This is a genomic window from Pseudomonas sp. WJP1 (assembly GCF_028471945.1).
In the GTDB taxonomy this organism is placed as follows: domain Bacteria; phylum Pseudomonadota; class Gammaproteobacteria; order Pseudomonadales; family Pseudomonadaceae; genus Aquipseudomonas.
In genome coordinates this window covers 5,283,379-5,303,963 of the sequence record NZ_CP110128.1, presented here as the reverse complement: position 1 = coordinate 5,303,963, position 20,585 = coordinate 5,283,379, and the positions used below count along the sequence as shown (strand labels likewise).

At 61.7% G+C, this 20,585-nt stretch carries 15 protein-coding genes; 10 read left to right on the top strand and 5 right to left on the bottom strand.

The features are described from left to right. Positions 1 to 119 precede the first annotated feature (119 nt). Positions 120 to 884, top strand: coding sequence for a GntR family transcriptional regulator (locus OH720_RS23695; protein ID WP_007971481.1), 765 nt, complete (start codon positions 120 to 122; stop codon positions 882 to 884). Positions 885 to 1,061: 177 nt separating this feature from the next. On the opposite strand, the gene guaD is transcribed toward OH720_RS23695, so the two are convergent. From guaD to xdhA, 4 genes are all read right to left on the bottom strand, one after another. Continuing rightward, a complete protein-coding gene (gene guaD / locus OH720_RS23690; RefSeq protein WP_272603127.1) occupies positions 1,062 to 2,366 on the bottom strand; it encodes a guanine deaminase in 1,305 nt (434 codons plus the stop codon). Positions 2,367 to 2,374: 8 nt separating this feature from the next. Next, a complete protein-coding gene (gene xdhC / locus OH720_RS23685; protein ID WP_272603126.1) occupies positions 2,375 to 3,235 on the bottom strand; it encodes a xanthine dehydrogenase accessory protein XdhC in 861 nt (286 codons plus the stop codon). Between the two features lie 117 nt (positions 3,236 to 3,352). Further along, the gene (gene xdhB, locus OH720_RS23680) at positions 3,353 to 5,752 is read right to left on the bottom strand and encodes a xanthine dehydrogenase molybdopterin binding subunit (RefSeq protein WP_008056417.1); all 2,400 of its coding nucleotides are present in this window, start codon (positions 5,750 to 5,752) and stop codon (positions 3,353 to 3,355) included. After that, positions 5,745 to 7,199: a xanthine dehydrogenase small subunit gene (xdhA, locus tag OH720_RS23675; protein ID WP_272603125.1), complete on the bottom strand. Its 1,455-nt coding sequence runs from the start codon at positions 7,197 to 7,199 to the stop codon at positions 5,745 to 5,747. The genes xdhB and xdhA overlap by 8 nt, the downstream gene beginning before the upstream one ends. A 266-nt stretch (positions 7,200 to 7,465) precedes the next feature. On the opposite strand from xdhA, the gene OH720_RS23670 reads away from it, so the two are divergent. From OH720_RS23670 to OH720_RS23630, 9 genes are all read left to right on the top strand, one after another. Further along, positions 7,466 to 8,125: a GntR family transcriptional regulator gene (locus OH720_RS23670; RefSeq protein WP_008056419.1), complete on the top strand. Its 660-nt coding sequence runs from the start codon at positions 7,466 to 7,468 to the stop codon at positions 8,123 to 8,125. A gap of 2 nt (positions 8,126 to 8,127) precedes the next feature. Next, a complete protein-coding gene (smc, locus tag OH720_RS23665; protein ID WP_272603124.1) occupies positions 8,128 to 11,616 on the top strand; it encodes a chromosome segregation protein SMC in 3,489 nt (1,162 codons plus the stop codon). A gap of 255 nt (positions 11,617 to 11,871) precedes the next feature. After that, positions 11,872 to 12,717 (top strand): cell division protein ZipA, encoded by an 846-nt coding sequence (gene zipA / locus OH720_RS23660; RefSeq protein WP_272603123.1) that lies wholly within the window; start codon positions 11,872 to 11,874, stop codon positions 12,715 to 12,717. 164 nt (positions 12,718 to 12,881) lie between these two features. Further along, complete coding sequence (gene ligA / locus OH720_RS23655) at positions 12,882 to 15,239, top strand: NAD-dependent DNA ligase LigA (RefSeq protein ID WP_272603122.1); 2,358 nt, start codon at positions 12,882 to 12,884, stop codon at positions 15,237 to 15,239. A gap of 135 nt (positions 15,240 to 15,374) precedes the next feature. After that, on the top strand, positions 15,375 to 16,538 hold the full coding sequence (locus OH720_RS23650; RefSeq protein WP_272603121.1) for a zinc-binding metallopeptidase family protein: 1,164 nt from the start codon (positions 15,375 to 15,377) through the stop codon (positions 16,536 to 16,538). Between the two features lie 88 nt (positions 16,539 to 16,626). Further along, positions 16,627 to 16,935: a PepSY domain-containing protein gene (locus tag OH720_RS23645; protein ID WP_272603120.1), complete on the top strand. Its 309-nt coding sequence runs from the start codon at positions 16,627 to 16,629 to the stop codon at positions 16,933 to 16,935. After that, on the top strand, positions 16,935 to 17,258 hold the full coding sequence (locus OH720_RS23640; RefSeq protein ID WP_272603119.1) for a PepSY domain-containing protein: 324 nt from the start codon (positions 16,935 to 16,937) through the stop codon (positions 17,256 to 17,258). Before OH720_RS23645 ends, OH720_RS23640 begins: the two co-directional genes overlap by 1 nt. A gap of 3 nt (positions 17,259 to 17,261) precedes the next feature. Beyond that, a complete protein-coding gene (locus tag OH720_RS23635) occupies positions 17,262 to 17,930 on the top strand; it encodes a response regulator transcription factor (protein ID WP_272603118.1) in 669 nt (222 codons plus the stop codon). Continuing rightward, positions 17,927 to 19,240 (top strand): sensor histidine kinase, encoded by a 1,314-nt coding sequence (locus OH720_RS23630; RefSeq protein ID WP_272603117.1) that lies wholly within the window; start codon positions 17,927 to 17,929, stop codon positions 19,238 to 19,240. Before OH720_RS23635 ends, OH720_RS23630 begins: the two co-directional genes overlap by 4 nt. A 13-nt stretch (positions 19,241 to 19,253) precedes the next feature. Here OH720_RS23630 and dusA read toward each other — a convergent pair whose 3' ends face one another. Beyond that, positions 19,254 to 20,249: a tRNA dihydrouridine(20/20a) synthase DusA gene (dusA, locus tag OH720_RS23625; protein ID WP_272603116.1), complete on the bottom strand. Its 996-nt coding sequence runs from the start codon at positions 20,247 to 20,249 to the stop codon at positions 19,254 to 19,256. Positions 20,250 to 20,585: the final 336 nt, after the last annotated feature.

The window sequence follows — 20,585 nt, the reverse complement described above, 5'->3', positions numbered from 1 at the left end:
GTGTTGGCACTAACCATTGTGTACAATCGCAGTGTTTTTTACGCGATACTTGCCAGCGACCCACTGTGCCGTATTACAGTCACCGTCAATTCGCCGCAGTTCTCCCGACTCGAGTGCCCATGAACGAACAGTTGCAACCCCTAAAGAAACAGCCGCGAGCAGGCAAAGCCGGCCGCAGCGGAACCCAGGACGATATTGTCTACGCGCATATCTTCGAGGCCATCCTCGAACAGCGCCTGGCGCCCGGCACCAAGTTGAGCGAAGAAGCGCTGGGGGAAATTTTCGGGGTCAGCCGCACCATCATTCGCCGCGCGCTGTCGCGCCTGGCCCATGAAGGCGTGGTATTGCTGCGTCCGAATCGCGGCGCCGTGGTTGCCAGCCCGAGCGTCGAAGAGGCGCGCCAGGTGTTCATGGCCCGGCGTCTGGTGGAGCGTGCGATCACTGAATTGGCGGTGCAACATGCCACCGCCGAGCAAATTGCCGAATTGCGGCAGATGGTCAACGACGAGCGTGACAGCTTCTCCCGTGGCGACCGCGGTGCCGGCATTCGCCTGTCGGGCGAATTCCACCTGAAACTGGCCGAGGCGGCGAAAAACGCCCCGCTGATCAGCTTCCAGCGCAGCCTGGTGTCCCAGACTTCGCTGATCATCGCCCAGTACGAAAGCGGTAACCGCTCGCACTGCTCCTACGACGAGCACACCCAGTTGATCGACGCCATTGAAAAGCGCGATGCTGAGCTGGCGGTGAACCTGATGATGCACCACATGGATCACATCGACAGCAAACTCAATCTCGATGAAGAAAGTGCGTCGGATGATTTGCACGCGGTGTTCTCGCATTTGCTGCAGACCAAGAAGCCTGGGCGTTCGCCAGCGAAAATCTGATAGACCGCGTCGCGCCTATCGCCAGCAGGCTGGCTCCCACAGGTTTTGTGTTGAACGCAAATTCTGTGATCACTGAAGATCAACTGTGGGAGCGAGCCTGCTCGCGATAGCGATCGCATAGGCAATAAAAATCCCCCGGGCTGCACAGCGACGGGGGATTTTTTATGCCTGAAAAAATTACCGCTGATGCACCAGATTCCCCGCCGCATAAGTCTGCAGCACAGTCCGGTCATCCCCCAGCGTCATCAACACAAACAACGTCTCGGCAATGTTATTGGCCTGCTGCAGGCGGTAGCCCAGCAACGGGGTGGCGTTGTAGTCGAGTACCAGGAAGTCGGCGTCGGTGCCCGGCTGCAGGTTGCCGATCTTGTCTTCCAGGCGCAGCGCACGGGCGCCGCCGAGGGTGGCCAGGTACAGCGACTTGAACGGGCTCAGGCGTGCGCCTTGCAGCTGCATGACCTTGTACGCTTCGTTCAGCGTTTGCAGCAGCGAGAAACTGGTGCCGCCGCCCACATCGGTGCCGATGCCGACATTGAGTTTGTGTTTCTCGGCCATCGGCAGGTTGAACAGGCCGCTGCCGAGGAAGAAGTTCGACGTCGGGCAGAACGAGATGGCCGAACCGGTTTCTGCCAGTCGCGCGCATTCGTCATCGCACAGGTGCACACCGTGGGCGAAGACCGACCGCTCGCCGAGCAACTGGTAGTGGTCGTATACATCCAGGTAGCCTTTGCGCTCCGGGAACAGTTCCTTGACCCACTCGATTTCCTTGAGGTTTTCACTGATGTGGGTCTGCATGTACAGATCCGGGTATTCGGTCAGCAACTGGCCGGCCAGGGTCAACTGTTCCGGGGTGCTGGTCGGGGCAAAACGCGGGGTGACGGCATAGTGCAGGCGACCCTTGCCGTGCCAGCGCTCGATCAGCGCCTTGCTTTCCAGGTAGCTGGATTCGGCGGTGTCGGTCAGGTAGTCCGGAGCGTTGCGGTCCATCATCACCTTGCCGGCGATCATGCGCAGGTCCAGCTGCTCGGCGGCCTCGAAGAACGAGTTCACCGATTGCGGGTGCACGCTGCCGAACACCAGCGCGGTGGTGGTGCCGTTGCGCAGCAGTTCCTTGATGAAAATGTCCGCCACCTGGTCAGCGTGGCCCTTGTCGGCGAACTGGCTTTCACAGGGGAAGGTGTAGGTGTTGAGCCAGTCCAGCAGTTGCTCGCCATAGGCGCCGACCATGCCGGTTTGCGGCAGGTGGATGTGGGTATCGATGAAGCCGGGAGTGATCAGCGCATCCTGGTAATGGGTGATATCGATATCGGCGGGCAGGGTTGGCAGCAATTCACTGGCGTGGCCGAGGGCGCTGATTTTTCCGTTGTCGACCACCAGCAGGCCGTCTTCGAAGTACTCGTAGGAGGCTTCGATACCCACTTCGGCAGGGTCGGCAATGCTGTGCAGGATGGCGGCGCGGTAAGCTTTGCGAGTCAGAGGCATGTCAGTTCTCAATTTGAGGCTTTCAGGTTTGCGGCCTGACTGCGGCGTGAAGCGGGCAGCAGTTTGGCAATCGGTTCGGCGCGGGACGACGTTTGCTGGCCGAAATTGGCGTTATAGGTGGCGATGATCTCGCCGGCGATGGAGATGGCGATTTCCACAGGCAACTTGCCTTTGACTTCGCCGATGCCCATCGGGCAGCGCATGCGTTGCACGACGCTGCTGTCGAAGCCGCGGTCGCGTAGGCGGTGTTCGAACTTCACGCGCTTGGTCTTCGAACCGATCAGGCCGAAATAGGCGAAGTCGTTGCGCTTGAGAATCGCGGCGGTGAGTTCGAGGTCGAGCTGATGGTTGTGGGTCATGACGATGCAGTAGCTGCCGGCGGGCAGGTCGTCGATTTCATCCACCGGTTCTTCGCTGACGATCTTGCGCACGCCATGGGGAATCTGTTCCGGGAATTCGTCTTCCCGCGAGTCGATCCAGCGCACCCGGCAGGGCAGGCTGGCCAGCAGCGGAACCAGCGCGCGGCCGACGTGGCCGGCGCCAAACACGGCGATCTGCGCCTGGACCTGGCCCATCGGTTCGAACAGCAGCACGGTCGCACCACCGCAGCACTGGCCCAGGCTGGCGCCGAGGCTGAAGCGTTCAAGATGGGTGTCCTGCTTGCCGCTGGCGAGCATCTCGCGGGCGATCTGCATGGCTTTGTATTCCAGGTGTCCGCCACCGATGGTGTCGAAGGTCTGGTTGGCGCTGATGACCATCTTCGAGCCGGCATTGCGCGGCGTCGAGCCGAGCTCTTCGATGATGGTCACCAGCACGCAGGGTTCACCCTGGTTCTGCAGGTCGGCGAGGGCGTCGATCCAGTTGTACATGTTCACCTCGACATCTTTATTGTCTTGTCTGGCCTCATCGCGAGCAGGGCTCACTCCTACTTTTGGAATGCATTCCCATGTAGGAGTGAGCCTGCTCGCGATAGGCGCACCTCGATCTTAGAGCGAAGCCAACTCGGTTTCGGCTTCAACGGCCTTCGCCACCTTCAACTGGCGCATCTGCTCACAGCCCCACAACACCCGCTCCGGGGTCGCCGGTGCGTCGATTTTCGGTTGATGCTTGTAGTCGCCCAGGCTGGCCACTGCGTCCTTGATCGCGCACCAGGCGGCGATACCGAGCATGAACGGCGGCTCGCCCACGGCCTTGGAATGGAACACCGTGTCTTCCGGGTTCTTGCGGTTTTCCACCAACTTCACCCGCAGGTCCAGCGGCATGTCCGCCACGGCCGGGATCTTGTAGCTGGCCGGGCCGTTGGTCATCAGCTTGCCCTTGTTGTTCCACACCAACTCTTCCATGGTCAGCCAACCCATGCCCTGGATGAAACCACCCTCGACCTGGCCGATGTCGATGGCCGGGTTCAGCGAGGCGCCGACGTCGTGGAGGATGTCGGTGCGCAGCATTTTGTACTCGCCGGTCAGGGTGTCGATGATCACCTCGCAGCAGGCAGCACCGAAGGCGAAGTAGTAGAACGGACGTCCGCGGGCCTGGCTGCGGTCGTAGTAGATTTTCGGGGTCTTGTAGAACCCGGTGCTCGACAGTGATACCTGGGCGAAGTAGGCCTGCTGGATCAGTGCTTCGAAGGTCAGGATGTGATCGCGAACCCGCACGTGGCCGTTGTGGAACTCCACGTCTTCTTCGCTGACCTTGTATTGCCGTGCGGCGAATTCGACCAGGCGTTTCTTGATGGTTTCCGCGGCGTTCTGCGCGGCTTTACCGTTCAGATCGGCACCGCTGGAAGCGGCTGTCGGCGAGGTGTTCGGCACCTTGTCGGTGTTGGTCGCGGTGATCTGCACGCGGTCCATTTCCACCTGGAACACCTCGGCCACGACCTGCGCGACCTTGGTGTTCAGGCCCTGGCCCATCTCGGTGCCGCCGTGGTTGAGGTGGATGCTGCCGTCGGTGTAGACGTGTACCAGGGCACCGGCCTGGTTGAGGAAGCTGGCGGTGAAGGAAATGCCGAATTTCACCGGGGTCAGCGCCAGGCCCTTTTTCAGGATCGGGCTGTTGGCGTTGTAGCGACGGATCGCTTCGCGGCGCTCGGCGTACTGGCAGCTTTCTTCCAGTTCGGCGGTCATCTCCTCGAGCATGTTGTGCTCGACGGTCTGATAGTAATGGGTAACGTTGCGCTCGGTCTTGCCGTAGTAGTTGGCCTTGCGCACCGCCAGTGGATCGAGGGCCAGATGCCGGGCGATGGCGTCCATCACTTCTTCGATGGCGACCATGCCTTGCGGGCCACCGAAACCACGGTAGGCGGTATTCGACGCGGTGTTGGTCTTGCAGCGATGACCGTTGACGGTCGCGTCGCCCAGGTAATACGAGTTGTCCGAGTGGAACATCGCGCGGTCGACGATCGACGCCGACAGGTCAGGCGAACAGCCGCAGTTGCCGGCCAGTTCCAGGTTGATGCCGTGCAGGCGGCCGGTGCTGTCGAAGCCCACGTCGTATTCGACATAGAACGGGTGACGCTTGCCGGTCATCAGCATGTCTTCGACGCGCGGCAGGCGCATCTTGGTTGGCTGGCCGGTGAGGTGCGCGATGACTGCACAGAGGCACGCCGGGCTCGCTGCCTGGGTTTCCTTGCCGCCAAAACCGCCACCCATGCGGCGCATGTCAACGACGATCTTGTTCATCGACACGTCCAGCACTTCGGCCACCAGCTTCTGCACTTCGGTGGGGTTCTGGGTGGAGCAGTAGACGATCATGCCGCCATCTTCGGTAGGCATCACCGAGGAAATCTGGGTTTCCAGGTAGAAGTGTTCCTGGCCGCCGATGTGCAGGGTGCCTTGAATGCGGTGCTCGGCAGTGGCCAGCGCCGTGACCGAATCGCCACGCTGGTGCGTGTGGCTGTCGAGCACAAAATGGCGCTTGCGCAGGGCTTCGACCACGTCCAGCACCGGCTCCAGGTCTTCGTATTCGATGATCGCGGCCATTGCCGCCTTGCGTGCGGTTTCCAGATCCTTGGCGGCGACGGCCACCACCGGTTGACCGACGAACTGCACGGTATCGATCGCCAGCAGCGGATCGCCCGGCAGCAACGGACCAATGTCCTTCAGGCCCGGCACGTCTTCGTGGGTAATGGCGATGCGCACACCTTCGAAGGCATAGCAGGGCGAGGTGTCGATGCTGATGATCCGGGCGTGGGCGCGGTCCGACATGCGGGCGTACACGTGCAGCTGGTTCGGAAACTCCAGGCGATCGTCGATGTACTGCGCTTCACCGGACACATGCTTGGCGGCGCTGTCGTGCTTGACGCTGCGGCCGACACCGGTGGTCAGGTCCTTGGCGAACAGTTCAGCCAGTTCGGCCTGGGTCTTCTCTACGGCGTGATGGTTAGACATAAGCGGTCACCCGAGTCTCGATGTGCGGCGTTTGCAGTTCGATGAAGTATTTGCGCAGCAGGTTCTGCGCGCTGAGCAGGCGATATTCCTTGCTGGCGCGGAAGTCCGACAGCGGTGTGAAATCTTCGGCCAGGGCAGCGCAGGCGCGTTCAACGGTGGCGCTGTTGAAGGGCGAACCGATCAACGCGGTTTCGCAACTGTTGGCGCGTTTTGGAATGGCCGCCATGCCACCGAAGGCCACGCGGGCGTCGGCGATCACACCGTTTTCCAGGCGCAGGTTGAATGCCGCGCACACGGCAGAAATGTCATCGTCCAGGCGCTTGGAGACCTTGTAGGCGCGGAACAGCTGTTCGACGCTGGCACGCGGCACGATGATCTTCTCGATGAACTCGCTTTCCTGGCGCGCGGTGACGCGGTAGTCGATGAAGTAATCTTCCAGGGCCAGGGTGCGGCGGGTCTCGCCCTTGCACAGGACAATCTGCGCGCCCAGGGCAATCAGCAGGGGAGGCGAGTCACCGATGGGCGAGGCGTTGCCGATGTTGCCACCCAGGGTGCCCTGGTTGCGAATCTGCAATGAGGCGAAGCGCTGCAGCAGTTCGCCGAAGTCCGGGTACTCGGCCTTCAGGGCCTCGTAGCAGTCGGAGAGGGCGGTGGCGGCGCCGATTTCCAGGCGGTCGTCGAAACGGTCGATACGCTTCATTTCGGCGACGTTGCCGACGTAGATCATCACCGGCAGCGTGCGGTGGAACTGCGTTACTTCCAGCGCCAGGTCAGTGCCGCCGGCCAGCAGGCGGGCCTGTGGGTAAGCATCGTAGAGGTCGGCCAAGTCGGCCACGGTCAGGGGCACCAGGCAGCGCTTGTCGCCGCTGTTGAGTTCGCCGATAGCGGTCGGCGCAATGGCCTTGAGCCGGGCAATGGTCTGGGTTTCGTTGGCATCGAACTGGTCCGGCTTTTTAGCGCAGCAGGACTGCTCGGCGGCTTCCAGGATTGGGCGATAACCGGTGCAGCGGCAGAGGTTGCCGGCCAGGGCTTCGTGGGCCTTGTGCTGATCCGGTGCATCGCTGTTCTTTTGCAGGGCAAACAACGACATCACGAAACCAGGGGTGCAGAACCCGCATTGCGAGCCGTGGCACTCGACCATGGCCTTCTGCACGCTGTGCAGCTCACCCTTGTGCTTGAGGTCTTCAACGCTGATCAGTTGCTTGCCATGCAAGGACGACACGAAGGTCAGGCACGAGTTGAGGCTGCGGTAGCGAATGTGTTCGCGGCCTGCGTCATCGGTCTGCAATTCGCCGACGACCACGGTGCACGCGCCACAGTCGCCGCTGGCGCAGCCTTCTTTGGTACCGGGTTTGCCCACATGGTCGCGCAGATAATTGAGCACGGTCAGGTTCGGGTCCAGGGCGTGCTCGCTACGGAGTTCCTGGTTTAGTAAAAACTGGATCACGGAAGGCCTCGCAGACTCATTATTGTTGTTAACCGATATGAACCGAATTTAGCAGGTCTGACTTTTCGGTCAATGATTTTCTGACTTAAAGGTCAGGAAAATGCATTTTGTCGACTAACGCTCCATTTCTTCATTATTGACCCTCGATCAACAGCCTGCTTTTTGCTTGAATCGTGCCAAAAACCACCCGGTGGGCCCTGCGCCATGACGTATCAATTGCGCTACACTGCGCCGCTTGTGCAAATCGAAGAGTTTGAAGGACAACCATGACGTTCAAGGCGCCGGACAGCCTCGCCGAGCAAATCGCGCATCACCTCGCCGAACGCATCATTCGCGGCGAAATGAAGCCCGGGGAGCGCATCCAGGAACAGAAGGTCACGCAGGCACTTGACGTCAGCCGCGGCTCGGTTCGCGAGGCTTTGCTGATTCTCGAGCGCCGGCACCTGATCGCCATCCTGCCGCGCCGTGGCGCCCACGTCACCGAACTCACCGCGCACAAGGTCAAGAGCCTGTGCACGCTGATGAGCGAGATGTACATCCTGCTCGCCAATGCCGTGGCCACTGGCTGGAAAGTCCAGGCCGACCTGGCGCCGTTCGTGCAGATCCAGCAGCGCCTGACCGCCAGCTACGAGCGCCAGGACATCCATGCCTTCGTCGACGACAGTTTCAACGTGATGCGCGCCACGTACCCGTTCGCCAACAATCCGTACCTGCAGGAAACCGTCGAGAACCTGCAACCGGCCATGAGCCGTGCGTACTTTCTCGCCCTGGAGCAACGCAAGGCCTCGATGAGCGAGTACCTGGAGCTGTTCGAACGCCTGCTTGCTGCCGTGATCGCCCGTGATTTCCCACTGATCCGCGAAGTGCTGACCGCTTATGGCCAGCGCAGTTGCGATCTGGTGATCTCTGCCCTGACGGACGCATAAGCGTGCGGCTAAAGTGCATCAAGCTGGCGGGGTTCAAGTCCTTCGTCGACCCGACCACGGTGAACTTCCCCAGCAACATGGCGGCGGTGGTCGGGCCCAATGGTTGCGGCAAGTCGAACATCATCGACGCCGTACGCTGGGTGATGGGCGAGAGTTCGGCGAAGAACCTGCGCGGCGAGTCGATGACCGACGTCATCTTCAATGGCTCCACCAGCCGCAAGCCGGTGAGCCAGGCGAGCATCGAGTTGGTGTTCGATAACTCCGATGGCACCTTGCTCGGTGAATACGCCGCCTATGCGGAAATTTCCATTCGCCGCAAAGTGACCCGCGACAGCCAGACCACTTATTACCTCAACGGCACCAAGTGCCGTCGCCGTGACATCACCGATATCTTCCTCGGCACCGGCCTGGGCCCGCGCAGCTACTCGATCATCGAACAGGGGATGATCTCCAAGCTGATCGAGTCCAAGCCCGAAGATTTGCGCAACTTCATCGAAGAAGCCGCGGGGATCTCCAAGTACAAGGAGCGTCGGCGCGAAACCGAAAACCGCATCCGCCGTACCCACGAAAACCTGGAGCGCCTGACTGACCTGCGCGAAGAGCTCGAACGTCAGCTCGAACGCTTGCACCGCCAGGCCGAAGCGGCCAAGAAGTACCAGGAATTCAAAGCCGAGGAGCGCCAGCTCAAGGCGCAATTGTCGGCCCTGCGCTGGCAAGACCTGAACGATCAGGTCGGCCAGCGCGAAGCGATCATCGGCACCCAGGAAGTCAGTTTCGAAGCCCTGGTGGCCGAACAACGCAACGCCGACGCCAGCATCGAACGCTTGCGCGATGGCCATCACGACCTCTCCGAGCGCTTCAATCTGGTGCAGGGGCGCTTCTATTCGGTCGGCGGCGACATCGCCCGGGTCGAACAGAGCATCCAGCACGGCCAGCAGCGCTTGCGCCAATTGCAGGACGATTTGAAGGAAGCCGAGCGCGCGCGCCTGGAGACCGAGTCGCACCTGGGCCACGACCGCACGTTGCTGCTGACCCTCGGCGAAGAGCTGGACATGCTCACGCCGGAGCAGGAAGTCACCAGCGCCGCCGCCGAAGAAGCCGCCGCCGCGCTGGAAGAATCCGAAACCACCATGCACGGCTGGCAGGAGCAGTGGGACACGTTCAACCTCAGCGCCGCCGAGCCACGGCGCCAGTCGGAAGTCCAGCAATCGCGGATCCAGCAGCTGGAAACCAGCCTGGAGCGCCTGGCCGATCGGCACCGGCGCCTGGGTGAAGAACGCGCCTTGTTGTCGGCGGACCCGGAAGACGCGGCGATCATGGCGCTCAACGAACAGCTCGCTGAATCCGAGGCGACCCTCGAGGATTTGCAGACCAGTGAAGAAGCTCAGGTTGAAAAGCTCGAGCAACTGCGCCAGCAATTGCAGCACGCACTGTCGGCGCAACAACAGGCCCAGGGCGATCTGCAGCGCCTCAATGGTCGCCTGGCTTCGCTCGAAGCCTTGCAGCAAGCGGCGCTCGACCCGGGTACCGGCACCGCGCAATGGCTGCGCGAGCAGCAGCTGGCGGACCGCCCGCGCCTGGCCGAAGGCCTGAAAGTCGAGGCCGGTTGGGAGCTGGCGGTGGAAACCGTACTGGGCGCCGACCTGCAAGCGGTGCTGGTGGATGACTTCGGCGATTTCGATTTGTCCGGGTTTACTCAAGGCGATTTGCGCTTGCTCAGCCCCGCCACCGACGGCGCGCGCGTGCCCGGCAGCCTGCTCGATAAAGTCGAAGCGCAGATCGATCTGTCGCCATGGCTGGGGCAGGTCAAACCGGTCGAAAGCCTCGAACAGGCGCTGGCCTTGCGTGGGCAATTGGCCGCGGGCCAGAGCCTGATCAGTCGCGACGGATACTGGGTCGGCCGGCACTTTTTGCGCGTGCGCCGTGCCAGCGAAGCGGAAAGCGGGATGCTCGCCCGTGGTCAGGAAATCCAGCAACTGGGTCTTGAACGCGAAGAGCGTGAAGCGGCCGTCGAAGCCCTCGAAACCGAATTGCAAAACCTGCGGGCGCAACAGCGCCAGCAGGAAAACGGCCGTGAACATTTGCGCCGCCTGCTGCAGGACGAAGCCCGTCAGCAAGGTGAGCTCAAGGCCCAGCTGTCGGCCGGCAAAGCCAAGGCCGAGCAGTTGAACCTGCGGCGCACGCGCCTCGATGAAGAACTCCAGGAGTTGGCCGAACAGCGGGCCCTGGAACATGAACACATCGGCGAAGCCCGCCTGCAATTGCAGGAAGCGCTCGACAGCATGGCGCTGGACACCGAGCAGCGCGAGCTGCTGCTGGCCCAGCGTGACAGCTTGCGCGAACGGCTTGACCGGGTGCGCCAGGAAGCCCGCCAGCACAAGGATCACGCCCATCAACTGGCGGTGCGCCTGGGCTCGCTGCGGGCCCAGCATGACTCGACGCGCCAGGCCCTGGAACGCCTGGAAATGCAGGCCGAACGCCTGACGGAAAAACGCGAGCAACTGAGCCTCAACCTGGAGGAGGGCGAGGCGCCCCTGGAAGAGTTGCGCCTCAAGCTCGAAGAACTGCTCGACAAGCGCATGACCGTCGACGAAGAACTCAAGACCGCGCAGATCGCCCTGGAAGACGCCGACCGCGAACTGCGTGATGCTGAAAAGCGCCGCAACCAGGCCGAACAGCAGTCCCAGCTGATTCGCGGCCAGCTCGAAAACCAGCGCATGGAATGGCAAGCCCTGACCGTGCGGCGCAAGGCGTTGCAGGACCAGTTGCTCGAAGACGGCTACGACCTGCACGGCGTGCTGGCCACACTGACCGCCGAGGCCAGCGAGAAAGCCGCCGAGGAAGAACTCGAGCGCATTGGCGCACGGATCCAGCGCCTGGGCGCGATCAACCTCGCGGCCATCGATGAATACCAGCAACAATCGGAGCGTAAACGTTATCTGGACGCGCAGAACGACGATCTGGTCGAAGCGCTCGACACGCTCGAGAACGTGATCCGCAAGATCGACAAGGAAACCCGGAACCGCTTCAAGGATACCTTTGATCAGATCAATGGCGGTTTACAGGCCCTTTTCCCAAAAGTTTTCGGTGGAGGGCGCGCGTATTTGGAACTGACGGGCGAAGATCTACTCGATACAGGGGTGACGATCATGGCGCAGCCGCCCGGAAAGAAGAACAGCACCATCCATTTGCTCTCCGGGGGCGAAAAAGCCCTGACCGCATTGGCCCTGGTTTTTGCGATCTTCAAGTTGAACCCGGCGCCGTTCTGCATGCTCGATGAAGTGGACGCGCCATTGGATGACGCCAACGTTGGACGCTATGCACGACTGGTCAAGGAGATGTCGCAGACCGTGCAGTTCATCTATATCACCCACAACAAGATCGCCATGGAAATGGCCGAACAACTGATGGGGGTGACGATGCACGAACCGGGATGCTCGCGTCTGGTGGCGGTGGATGTCGAGGAGGCCATGGCGATGGTGGACGCCTGAAACAGGAGTTTCAGGGGGGATTTTTTAGCGATGGGGTGCAAAATGCCATGCCGACTTGCTGGCCAATCGACATATTCGAGGGACCAGCGTGCCAGACGGTGTAAAGTTGCCTTTGGTCGTGCTAGTTTAATGTCAATTTTTCGTATACGTGGGTAAAACGCCTGTCAGAACATAGAGTTGGCGCCACGTTTTAAAGCGGTTTACAGAATGTAAGCCCCTTATTTTTCAGCATTTTTTATAGAGGCACGGGATTACATGGAAATCGGTCTGCGCGAGTGGCTGATCGTCATCGGCATTATTGTCATTGCCGGTATTCTTTTCGATGGCTGGCGCCGTATGCGCGGCGGCAAGGGAAAACTGAAATTCCGTCTCGACCGGAGCCTGTCCAACCTGCCTGACGAGGATACAAGCCCCGAGCTGTTGGGCCCGTCTCGCGTCCTGGATGCGCACAAGGAACCGCAACTGGACGAGCAAGACCTGCCGTCGGTGAGCATGCCCGCCCGCGAATCGGGCTCCAAGCGCGGCAAGCGTGGCCATGGCGAGCCTTCCCAGGGCGACATGAACCTAAGCCTCGACCTGGACGGCGGCCCGAGCTTCAGCAGCCGTGACGACGATTTCCCGGATGACACCAAGGCAGCGCCTGCGGTCAGCGACAAGGAACAGCCGCAAGCCGAAGAAGTGCTGGTGATCAGCGTGATCTGCCGCGACCCTGCCGGCTTCAAAGGCCCGGCGCTGCTGCAGAACATTCTCGAAAGCGGCCTGCGTTTCGGCGAAATGGACATCTTCCACCGCCACGAAAGCATGGCGGGCAATGGCGAAGTACTGTTCTCCATGGCCAACGCGGTCAAGCCTGGCGTCTTCGACCTGGACGACATCGACCACTTCAGCACCCCGGCCGTGAGCTTCTTCCTCGGTTTGCCAGGCCCGCGTCATCCCAAGCAGGCCTTCGACGTGATGGTGGCTGCGGCGCGTAAATTGTCGCAAGAGTTGAACGGCGAGTTGAAGGACGACCAGCGTAGCGTACTGACCGCCCAGACGATCGAGCACTACCGTCAGCGCATCGTTGAATTCGAACGTCGCGCACTGACCCAAAAACGTTGAAATTAGCGGGGTATGGCCACTCCCATACCCCGTAGGAGCCAGGCTTGCCGGCGAAGGCGATTTCAAATACGCCTTCGCCGGCAAGCCTGGCTCCTACAATAGTTCTGCATCGCATCGAAAATTGAGCAGCCTCGGCTGCTCTTTTGCTTTATGAGAGACCACCCATGACTGCCGCCCAAGACCGCATTCTAGAGCTACGTGCCGAGCTGGATCTGCACAACTATCGCTATCACGTACTGGACGAGCCGAGCATCCCGGACGCCGAGTACGACCGGTTGTTCAACGAGCTCAAGGCCCTCGAAGCGGCCCATCCCGACCTGGTTACCAGCGATTCGCCCACCCAGCGGGTCGGCAGCGCGGCACTGTCGGCGTTCACCCAGGTGCGCCACGAAGTGCCGATGCTCAGCCTGGGCAACGCCTTCGAAGAAACCGACATGCGCGAGTTCGACCGTCGGGTGACCGAAGGCCTGGACCTGCCGGCCGGTGATCTGTTCGGCGCGGGCGCGGGGGTGGAATACAGCTGCGAACCCAAGCTCGATGGCCTGGCGGTCAGCCTGCTCTATCAGGACGGCATGCTGGTGCGCGGGGCCACCCGTGGCGACGGCACCACCGGCGAAGACATCAGTGTCAACGTGCGCACCGTGCGCAACATCCCGCTCAAGCTGCACGGCACCGGCTGGCCGGCGACCCTGGAAGTGCGCGGCGAAGTGTTCATGTCCAAGGCCGGTTTCGAACGGCTCAACGCCACGCAACTGGAAGTTGGCGGCAAGACCTTCGCCAACCCGCGCAACGCCGCGGCAGGCAGCCTGCGCCAGCTGGATTCGAAGATCACCGCCAACCGTCCACTGGAATTCTGCTGCTACGGCATCGGCCAGGTGTCTGCGGACATCGCCGACACGCACATCGGCAATCTGCAGCAGCTCAAGGCCTGGGGCATGCCGATCAGCCACGAGCTGAAGCTGGCGAACGGCATTGATGAATGCCTGGATTACTACCGCGACATCGGCGAGCGCCGCAATGCCTTGCCCTATGAAATCGACGGCGTGGTGTTCAAGGTCAACAGCATCGCGTCCCAGCGTGAACTGGGCTTCCGCGCCCGCGAACCGCGCTGGGCCATCGCCCACAAATTCCCGGCCATGGAAGAACTCACCGAGTTGCTCGACGTGGAATTCCAGGTCGGTCGCACCGGCGCGGTGACGCCGGTGGCGCGCCTCAGGCCGGTCAAGGTGGCCGGGGTTACCGTGGCCAACGCGACGCTGCACAACATGGACGAAGTCGCGCGCCTGGGCCTGATGATCGGCGACACCGTGATCATCCGCCGCGCTGGCGACGTGATTCCGCAAGTGGTGCAAGTGGTTACCGAGCGTCGCCCGGAAGACGCCCGGCCGGTGCAGATCCCGCAGCAGTGTCCGGTGTGCGGCTCCCACGTCGAGCGCACGCAACTGGTCAAGCGCAGCAAGGGCCGCGAGACCGTCAGCGAGGGCGCGGTGTATCGCTGTGTCGGTCGCCTGGCCTGCGGCGCACAGCTCAAGCAGGCGATCATTCACTTCGTCTCCCGTCGAGCCATGGACATCGAAGGCCTGGGCGACAAGAGCGTAGAACAACTGGTCGATGAAGGGCTGGTGAGTTCGCCGGCCGATCTTTACGCCCTGAAGTTCGAAGACATCGTCGACCTCGAAGGCTTCGCTGAACTGTCGAGCAACAAGCTGCTCAGCGCCATCGCCGACAGCAAGAAGCCGGGCCTGGCACGCTTCATCTACGCCCTGGGGATTCCCGATGTCGGCGAAGAAACGGCCAAGGTGCTGGCGCGTTCCCTGGGTTCGCTGGAACGGGTCCAGCAGGCCCTGCCGCAAGTGCTGACCTACCTGCCGGACGTCGGCCTGGAAGTGGCCCACGAAATCCACAGCTTCTTCGAAGACGCGCACAACCAGCAGGTGATTACCGAGCTGCTCAACCACGGTTTGCAGATTCAGGACCAGGGCGAACTGGGCGCCGAGTTTGCCGCCAGCACCACCCTGGGCGGTTTCCTCGACAAGCTGCACATCCCTTCGGTAGGACCGGGCGGGGCACAGAAACTGGCCGACAAGTTCGGCTCGCTGCAAGCGGTGATCAGCGCCGACTGGCTGGACATGCGCCAGGCGCTGCCGGAGAAGCAGGCCACCTCGGTGCGCGAGTTTTTCGCCGTCGAGGCCAATCGCCAACTGGCTGAAGCCGCCGAAAAGCAACTGGCCGATTTCGGCATGCACTGGCTTAGCGAGAAGAAAGTCGTCGAAGGCCTCCCTTTGGCCGGCCAGACCTGGGTGCTCACCGGTTCGCTGGAACTGATGAGCCGCGATGTGGCCAAGGACAAACTCGAAAGCCTGGGCGCCAAGGTCGCCGGTTCCGTATCGGCCAAGACCCACTGCGTGGTCGCAGGACCGGGGGCGGGGTCGAAGTTGACCAAGGCCAATGAGCTGGGGTTGAAGGTGCTGGATGAAGAAGCGTTCGTCGAGTTTCTGAAAACCCACGGTATTGCGGTCTAATTGATCGTTCCCACGCTCTGCTTGGGAATGCAGCCCGGGACGCTCCGCGTCCCTTCCACAGCCGAACGCAGAGCGTGGGAACGATCTTCGCCGGAGAATGATCTAGTCTTGGCAAGCCCCAGGGAGAGATCGCTCATGTACCGCTTCTTCGAACAGCTCACCTCGCGCATCGCTGCCCCCTTCATCGGCGAAAGCTCGCGCAACAGCAAGATCTGGCCCTGTCGTTGCGGGCAGTCGCTGTTCTTTCGCAACAGCCAGTGCCTGGCCTGTTCGGCAGCCTTGGGTTACCAACCGCAGCAAAGTCGCTTGTCCTCCTTGCAACCGGGCGAACAACCCGACACCTGGCTGCTCGATGCAGATCTCGGCGCGGGCGTGTTCCGTCGCTGCGCCAACCTCGATTCCCCAGCCGCATGCAACTGGTTGCTGCCGGCCAATGACCACGATTCACTGTGCATCGCCTGTAGCCTGAACCGCACCATCCCCGACTTATCCATCGCCGAAAACCACGAGCGCTGGCGCAAGGTGGAAACCGCCAAGCGCCGGTTGATCGCGCAATTGGTCAGCCTCGGGTTGCAGGTGGTTCCGAAAACCCAGGACGAAGAAACCGGCCTGGCCTTCGATTTCATCGGCGTCGATCTCGAAGGCAAGGCACCCACCACCGGCCACGCCAACGGCCTGATCACCCTCGACATCAAGGAAGCCGACGACGCCCACCGCGAACAGGTGCGGGTGCAAATGCACGAACCCTATCGCACCTTGCTCGGGCATTTCCGTCACGAAGTCGGGCATTACTACTGGGATCGCCTGATTGCCAACAGCGATTGGCTGGAACCCTTTCGCGGCCTGTTCGGCGATGAACGCGCCAGCTACGCCGAGGCCCTGGAACGGCATTATCAACAAGGCGCACCGCTCGACTGGCAGCAGCACTACGTCAGCGCCTACGCCACCATGCACCCCTGGGAAGACTGGGCCGAAACCTGGGCTCACTACCTGCACATGATGGACGCCGTCGACACCGCGCTCGGGTTTGGCATGAGCGCACGGGAAATGGACCTCGACTATCAGCCCTTTCCCCCTAGCACCCTCTACGATCCGCAGCATCCCGGCGGCACCGCGTTCCTGTCATTCGTCAATGCGTGGATCGAACTGGCCGGCATGCTCAATGAACTGTCGCGCAGCATGGGCCAGCCGGATTTCTACCCCTTCGTGCTACCGCCAGCGGTGATCGCCAAGCTGCATTTCATCCACCTGGTGATCCAGCGCGAGGGCGGCAGGGCGGATGAGGTACTGGCGCAATAGTTGTACATGATGGCAATTCAGTTTCAGTTAAGTTGGTTCCGCTAAGGTGACCCCGTAGGCAACACATAAAAGAATACGGAGACACCCCATGAAATCCTTCACTGCCCTGTCCATCGCATCCCTCATCGGCCTGACCGCCAGCCTCGCCCATGCGCGCGACCTCGGCCCCGACGAAGCCCTGAGGCTGCGCGACGCTGGTACCATTGTGTCTTTCGAGAAGCTCAATGCCACCGCGTTAGCCAAGCACCCCGGTTCCACCGTCACCGAAACCGAACTGGAAGAAGAGTACGGCAAATACATCTACCAGGTTGAACTGCGCGATCCGCAGGGCACCGAGTGGGACCTGGAGTTGGACGCGGTCAACGGGAAGATTCTCAAGGATCATCAGGACACGTAATGACGCTGCAATCCTTTTCCCATCGACGCGTCAGCGGCCGCCTGGCGCTGGCGCTGCTGGTTTTTTGCTCGTTGGCGGTGGCCCGCGACCTTGACCAGGACGAGGCCCTGCGCCTGCGCCAACAGGGTGTGATCCTGCCGCTCGAGCAACTGTTGCAGCAGGCCCTTGATCGTTATCCGGGGGCCAAGCTGCTGGAAGCCGAGCTCGAAGAGAAGCACGACGTCTACATTTATGAAGTCGAATTGCTGACCCGCGAAGGCGTGGTTCGCGAACTGGACATCGACGCCACCACCGGCCGTTTACTCAAAGACAAGGAAGATTGACCGATGCGCTTGCTCCTGGTGGAAGACCACGTGCCCCTGGCCGACGAACTGGTGGCCGGCCTCAATCGCCAAGGGTATGCCGTGGACTGGCTGGCCGACGGTCGCGACGCGGTGTACCAGGGCAGCACCGAGCCCTACGACTTGATCATCCTCGACCTCGGCCTGCCGGGGGTTCCCGGGCTTGAGGTATTGACCCAGTGGCGCGCTGGAGGTCTCACGACGCCGGTGCTGATCCTCACCGCCCGCGGTTCCTGGGCCGAGCGCATCGAAGGCCTCAAGGCCGGCGCCGACGACTACCTGACCAAGCCGTTCCACCCCGAAGAACTGCACCTGCGCATCCAGGCGCTGTTGCGCCGCTCCCACGGCCAGGTCAATCAACCGACCCTGAAGGCGGGCGGACTGCAACTGGACGAAGGGCGCCAGTGCGTGACCCGCGACGGCGCCGACATCCAGCTCACGGCCGCCGAGTTTCGCCTGTTGCGTTACTTCATGCTGCACCCGGAACAGATCCTGTCCAAAAGCCACTTGGCCGAACACCTCTACGACGGCGAAACCGAGCGCGACTCGAATGTGCTGGAGGTCCACGTCAATCACCTGCGGCGCAAACTCGGGCGCAACGTGATCGAAACCCGTCGCGGTCAGGGTTACCTGCTCGGTGGACAAGCCCGGTGAAGTCGATCCAGCGCCGTTTGAGCCTGGGCCTGATCAGCGTGATGGTGATCGTCGGCCTGGTCCTGGCGCAAACCAGCCTGTGGCTGTTCGAAGTGGGATTGCAGCGCTACCTCGAAGCCGGGTTGCGCAATGACAGCGAAAACCTGTTGATAGCGCTGGTGCGCGGCCCCCAGGGCTTGCAGCTGGATGAGCGGCTGTTGTCGCCGGCGTATCAGCGGCCGTTTTCCGGCCACTATTTCCGCATCGATTTTGCCGACAGCCACTGGCGTTCCCGCTCGCTCTGGGACCAGGAACTGCCACGTCTCGAGCGCCCGGGCCTGGAGAGCAACCTGCAACTGGGTCCGGAAGGCCAGCAATTGCTGGTGCTACGTTCCGACTATCGGCGCCTGGGCCAGTCGATTTCCATCAGCGTGGCGCAGGACTATACCCCGGTGCGCGAGAGCTTCCAGCGCATGCAGCAGATCGGCCTCGGGCTGGGGCTGGCGGGCCTGCTGCTGATCCTGCTGCTGCAACGTCTCACCGTGCGACGCGCCTTGCGCCCGCTGGAAAAAGCCCGTGAGCAGATCGCGCAATTGCAACAGGGCCAGCGCTCACAACTCGACGATCAGGTGCCGATCGAACTGGAACCGCTGGTGACCCAGATCAACCACCTGCTGGCCCACACCGAAGACAGCCTCAAGCGTTCGCGCAATGCCTTGGGCAACCTCGGCCATGCCCTGAAAACCCCGTTGGCAGTGTTATTGAGCCTGGCCTCCAGCGAACAACTCGATGCGCACCCGCAACTGCGCCAGGTGCTCAAGGAGCAACTGGAACAGGTCCGCCTGCGACTCAATCGCGAACTCAACCGCGCCCGCCTGGCTGGCGACGCCTTGCCGGGGGCCTTGTTCGATTGTGATGCCGAACTGCCGGGATTGCTCGCCACCCTGAACATGATCCACGGCGAACACCTGCACCTCAGCTATGTCGCGCCCACCGGCCTGCAACTGCCCTGGGACCGCGAAGACCTGCTGGAACTGCTCGGCAACCTGTTGGACAACGCCTGCAAATGGGCGGACGCCGAAGTGCGCCTGAGCGTGGTCGAAACCGCCCAAGCCTTTGAGCTAAACGTGGAAGACGACGGCCCGGGGATTCCCCAGGACCAGCGCGACCAGGTGTTCAGCCGCGGCACGCGCCTCGATGAACAGACCGACGGACATGGCCTGGGCCTGGGCATCGTGCGCGATATCGTCGACACCTGGGGCGGGGTGCTGCAGCTGCGCGAAAGCGAGTGGGGCGGCCTGAAAGTCTCCATCGAACTGCCCAAACGCTGAAACAGCGGGGCGCTCAACGCCCCTCGAGCAACCCGGCCGCCTGATCCAGCAAGGCCAAAGGCTCCTTCGCCTTGTGGATATCCACCGACAGCAACTGGCGAAACTTGCGCGCCCCCGGAAACCCGGTGCCCAGCCCCAGCACATGCCGGGTGATATGGTGCATCGCCCCACCGGCGTCCAGGTGCGCGGCGATATATGGCCGCAACTGCGCCAACGCCTCGGCGCGCGTGATCACCGGCGCCGTGCTGCCAAACAACTGCTGATCCACCTCCGCCATCACGTAGGGGTTGTGATAAGCCTCACGCCCGAGCATCACCCCGTCGAACGTCTGCAAATGCTCATGACAGGCTTCCAGGCTCTTGATCCCGCCGTTGAGAATAATCTCCAACTCCGGAAAATCCGCCTTCAACCGCGCGGCCACGTCATACCGCAGCGGCGGAATATCGCGATTCTCCTTCGGCGACAACCCCTCCAGAATCGCAATCCGCGCATGCACGGTAAAACTGGTGCAACCGGCATCACGCACCGTACCGACGAAATCGCACAGCTCTTCATAACTGTCACGCCCGTTGATCCCGATCCGATGCTTCACCGTCACCGGAATCGACACCGCATCGCGCATCGCCTTCACACAATCGGCCACCAACTGCGGATGCCCCATCAGGCACGCCCCGATCATATTGTTCTGCACCCGGTCACTGGGGCAGCCCACATTCAGATTCACCTCATCGTACCCATGCTCCTGCGCCATCCGCGCACACGCCGCCAAGTCCAGCGGCACACTGCCGCCCAACTGCAACGCCAACGGATGCTCGGCTTCGTTATGCCGCAGAAACCGCTCGTGATCGCCGTTGAGCAGGGCGCCGGTGGTGACCATTTCGGTGTAGAGGAGGGCGTTCTTCGATAGCAGGCGCAGGAAGAAACGGCAGTGACGGTCGGTCCAATCCATCATTGGGGCGACGGAGAAACGGCGGGAGAGCGGGGCGGGTGTGGCGTTGGATACGGACATTGGGGATCTGGAATCGGTGAGGCTGGGAGGTGGGGGAGTTTATCAGGATTGGGGGTTGGGTGAGTCTTGTGCCTTCTACAGCTATCGGAAACGCCGCAATAAGTGATGTTTTCAACGGTTGTAGAGCGCGTGTTTAAAAACACTGGGTGTTACTTCGCACCGGCTACAACACCTTGCGTCGTTGCCTACAGCTGAGACAGAATCCGCCGGCTTGTGCGTCCAGGGCATGGGTTCTATCGTTTGCCGGTCACTGAAAAAACCAGTGATCGGGTTTGGTAGGCCCGTAGCATCGACGCCTGGCGTCACCTTTAACTGTCCAATCTTTGGGCGGTGTTT

Coding starts and splice junctions, on each gene's coding strand:
- OH720_RS23695 (WP_007971481.1), top strand. CDS start 120: ATGAACGAACAGTTGCAACCCCTAAAGAAACAGCCGCGAGCAGGCAAA.
- guaD (WP_272603127.1), bottom strand. CDS start 2,366: ATGCCTCTGACTCGCAAAGCTTACCGCGCCGCCATCCTGCACAGCATT.
- xdhC (WP_272603126.1), bottom strand. CDS start 3,235: ATGTACAACTGGATCGACGCCCTCGCCGACCTGCAGAACCAGGGTGAA.
- xdhB (WP_008056417.1), bottom strand. CDS start 5,752: ATGTCTAACCATCACGCCGTAGAGAAGACCCAGGCCGAACTGGCTGAA.
- OH720_RS23670 (WP_008056419.1), top strand. CDS start 7,466: ATGACGTTCAAGGCGCCGGACAGCCTCGCCGAGCAAATCGCGCATCAC.
- zipA (WP_272603123.1), top strand. CDS start 11,872: ATGGAAATCGGTCTGCGCGAGTGGCTGATCGTCATCGGCATTATTGTC.
- ligA (WP_272603122.1), top strand. CDS start 12,882: ATGACTGCCGCCCAAGACCGCATTCTAGAGCTACGTGCCGAGCTGGAT.
- OH720_RS23650 (WP_272603121.1), top strand. CDS start 15,375: ATGTACCGCTTCTTCGAACAGCTCACCTCGCGCATCGCTGCCCCCTTC.
- OH720_RS23645 (WP_272603120.1), top strand. CDS start 16,627: ATGAAATCCTTCACTGCCCTGTCCATCGCATCCCTCATCGGCCTGACC.
- OH720_RS23640 (WP_272603119.1), top strand. CDS start 16,935: ATGACGCTGCAATCCTTTTCCCATCGACGCGTCAGCGGCCGCCTGGCG.
- OH720_RS23635 (WP_272603118.1), top strand. CDS start 17,262: ATGCGCTTGCTCCTGGTGGAAGACCACGTGCCCCTGGCCGACGAACTG.
- dusA (WP_272603116.1), bottom strand. CDS start 20,249: ATGTCCGTATCCAACGCCACACCCGCCCCGCTCTCCCGCCGTTTCTCC.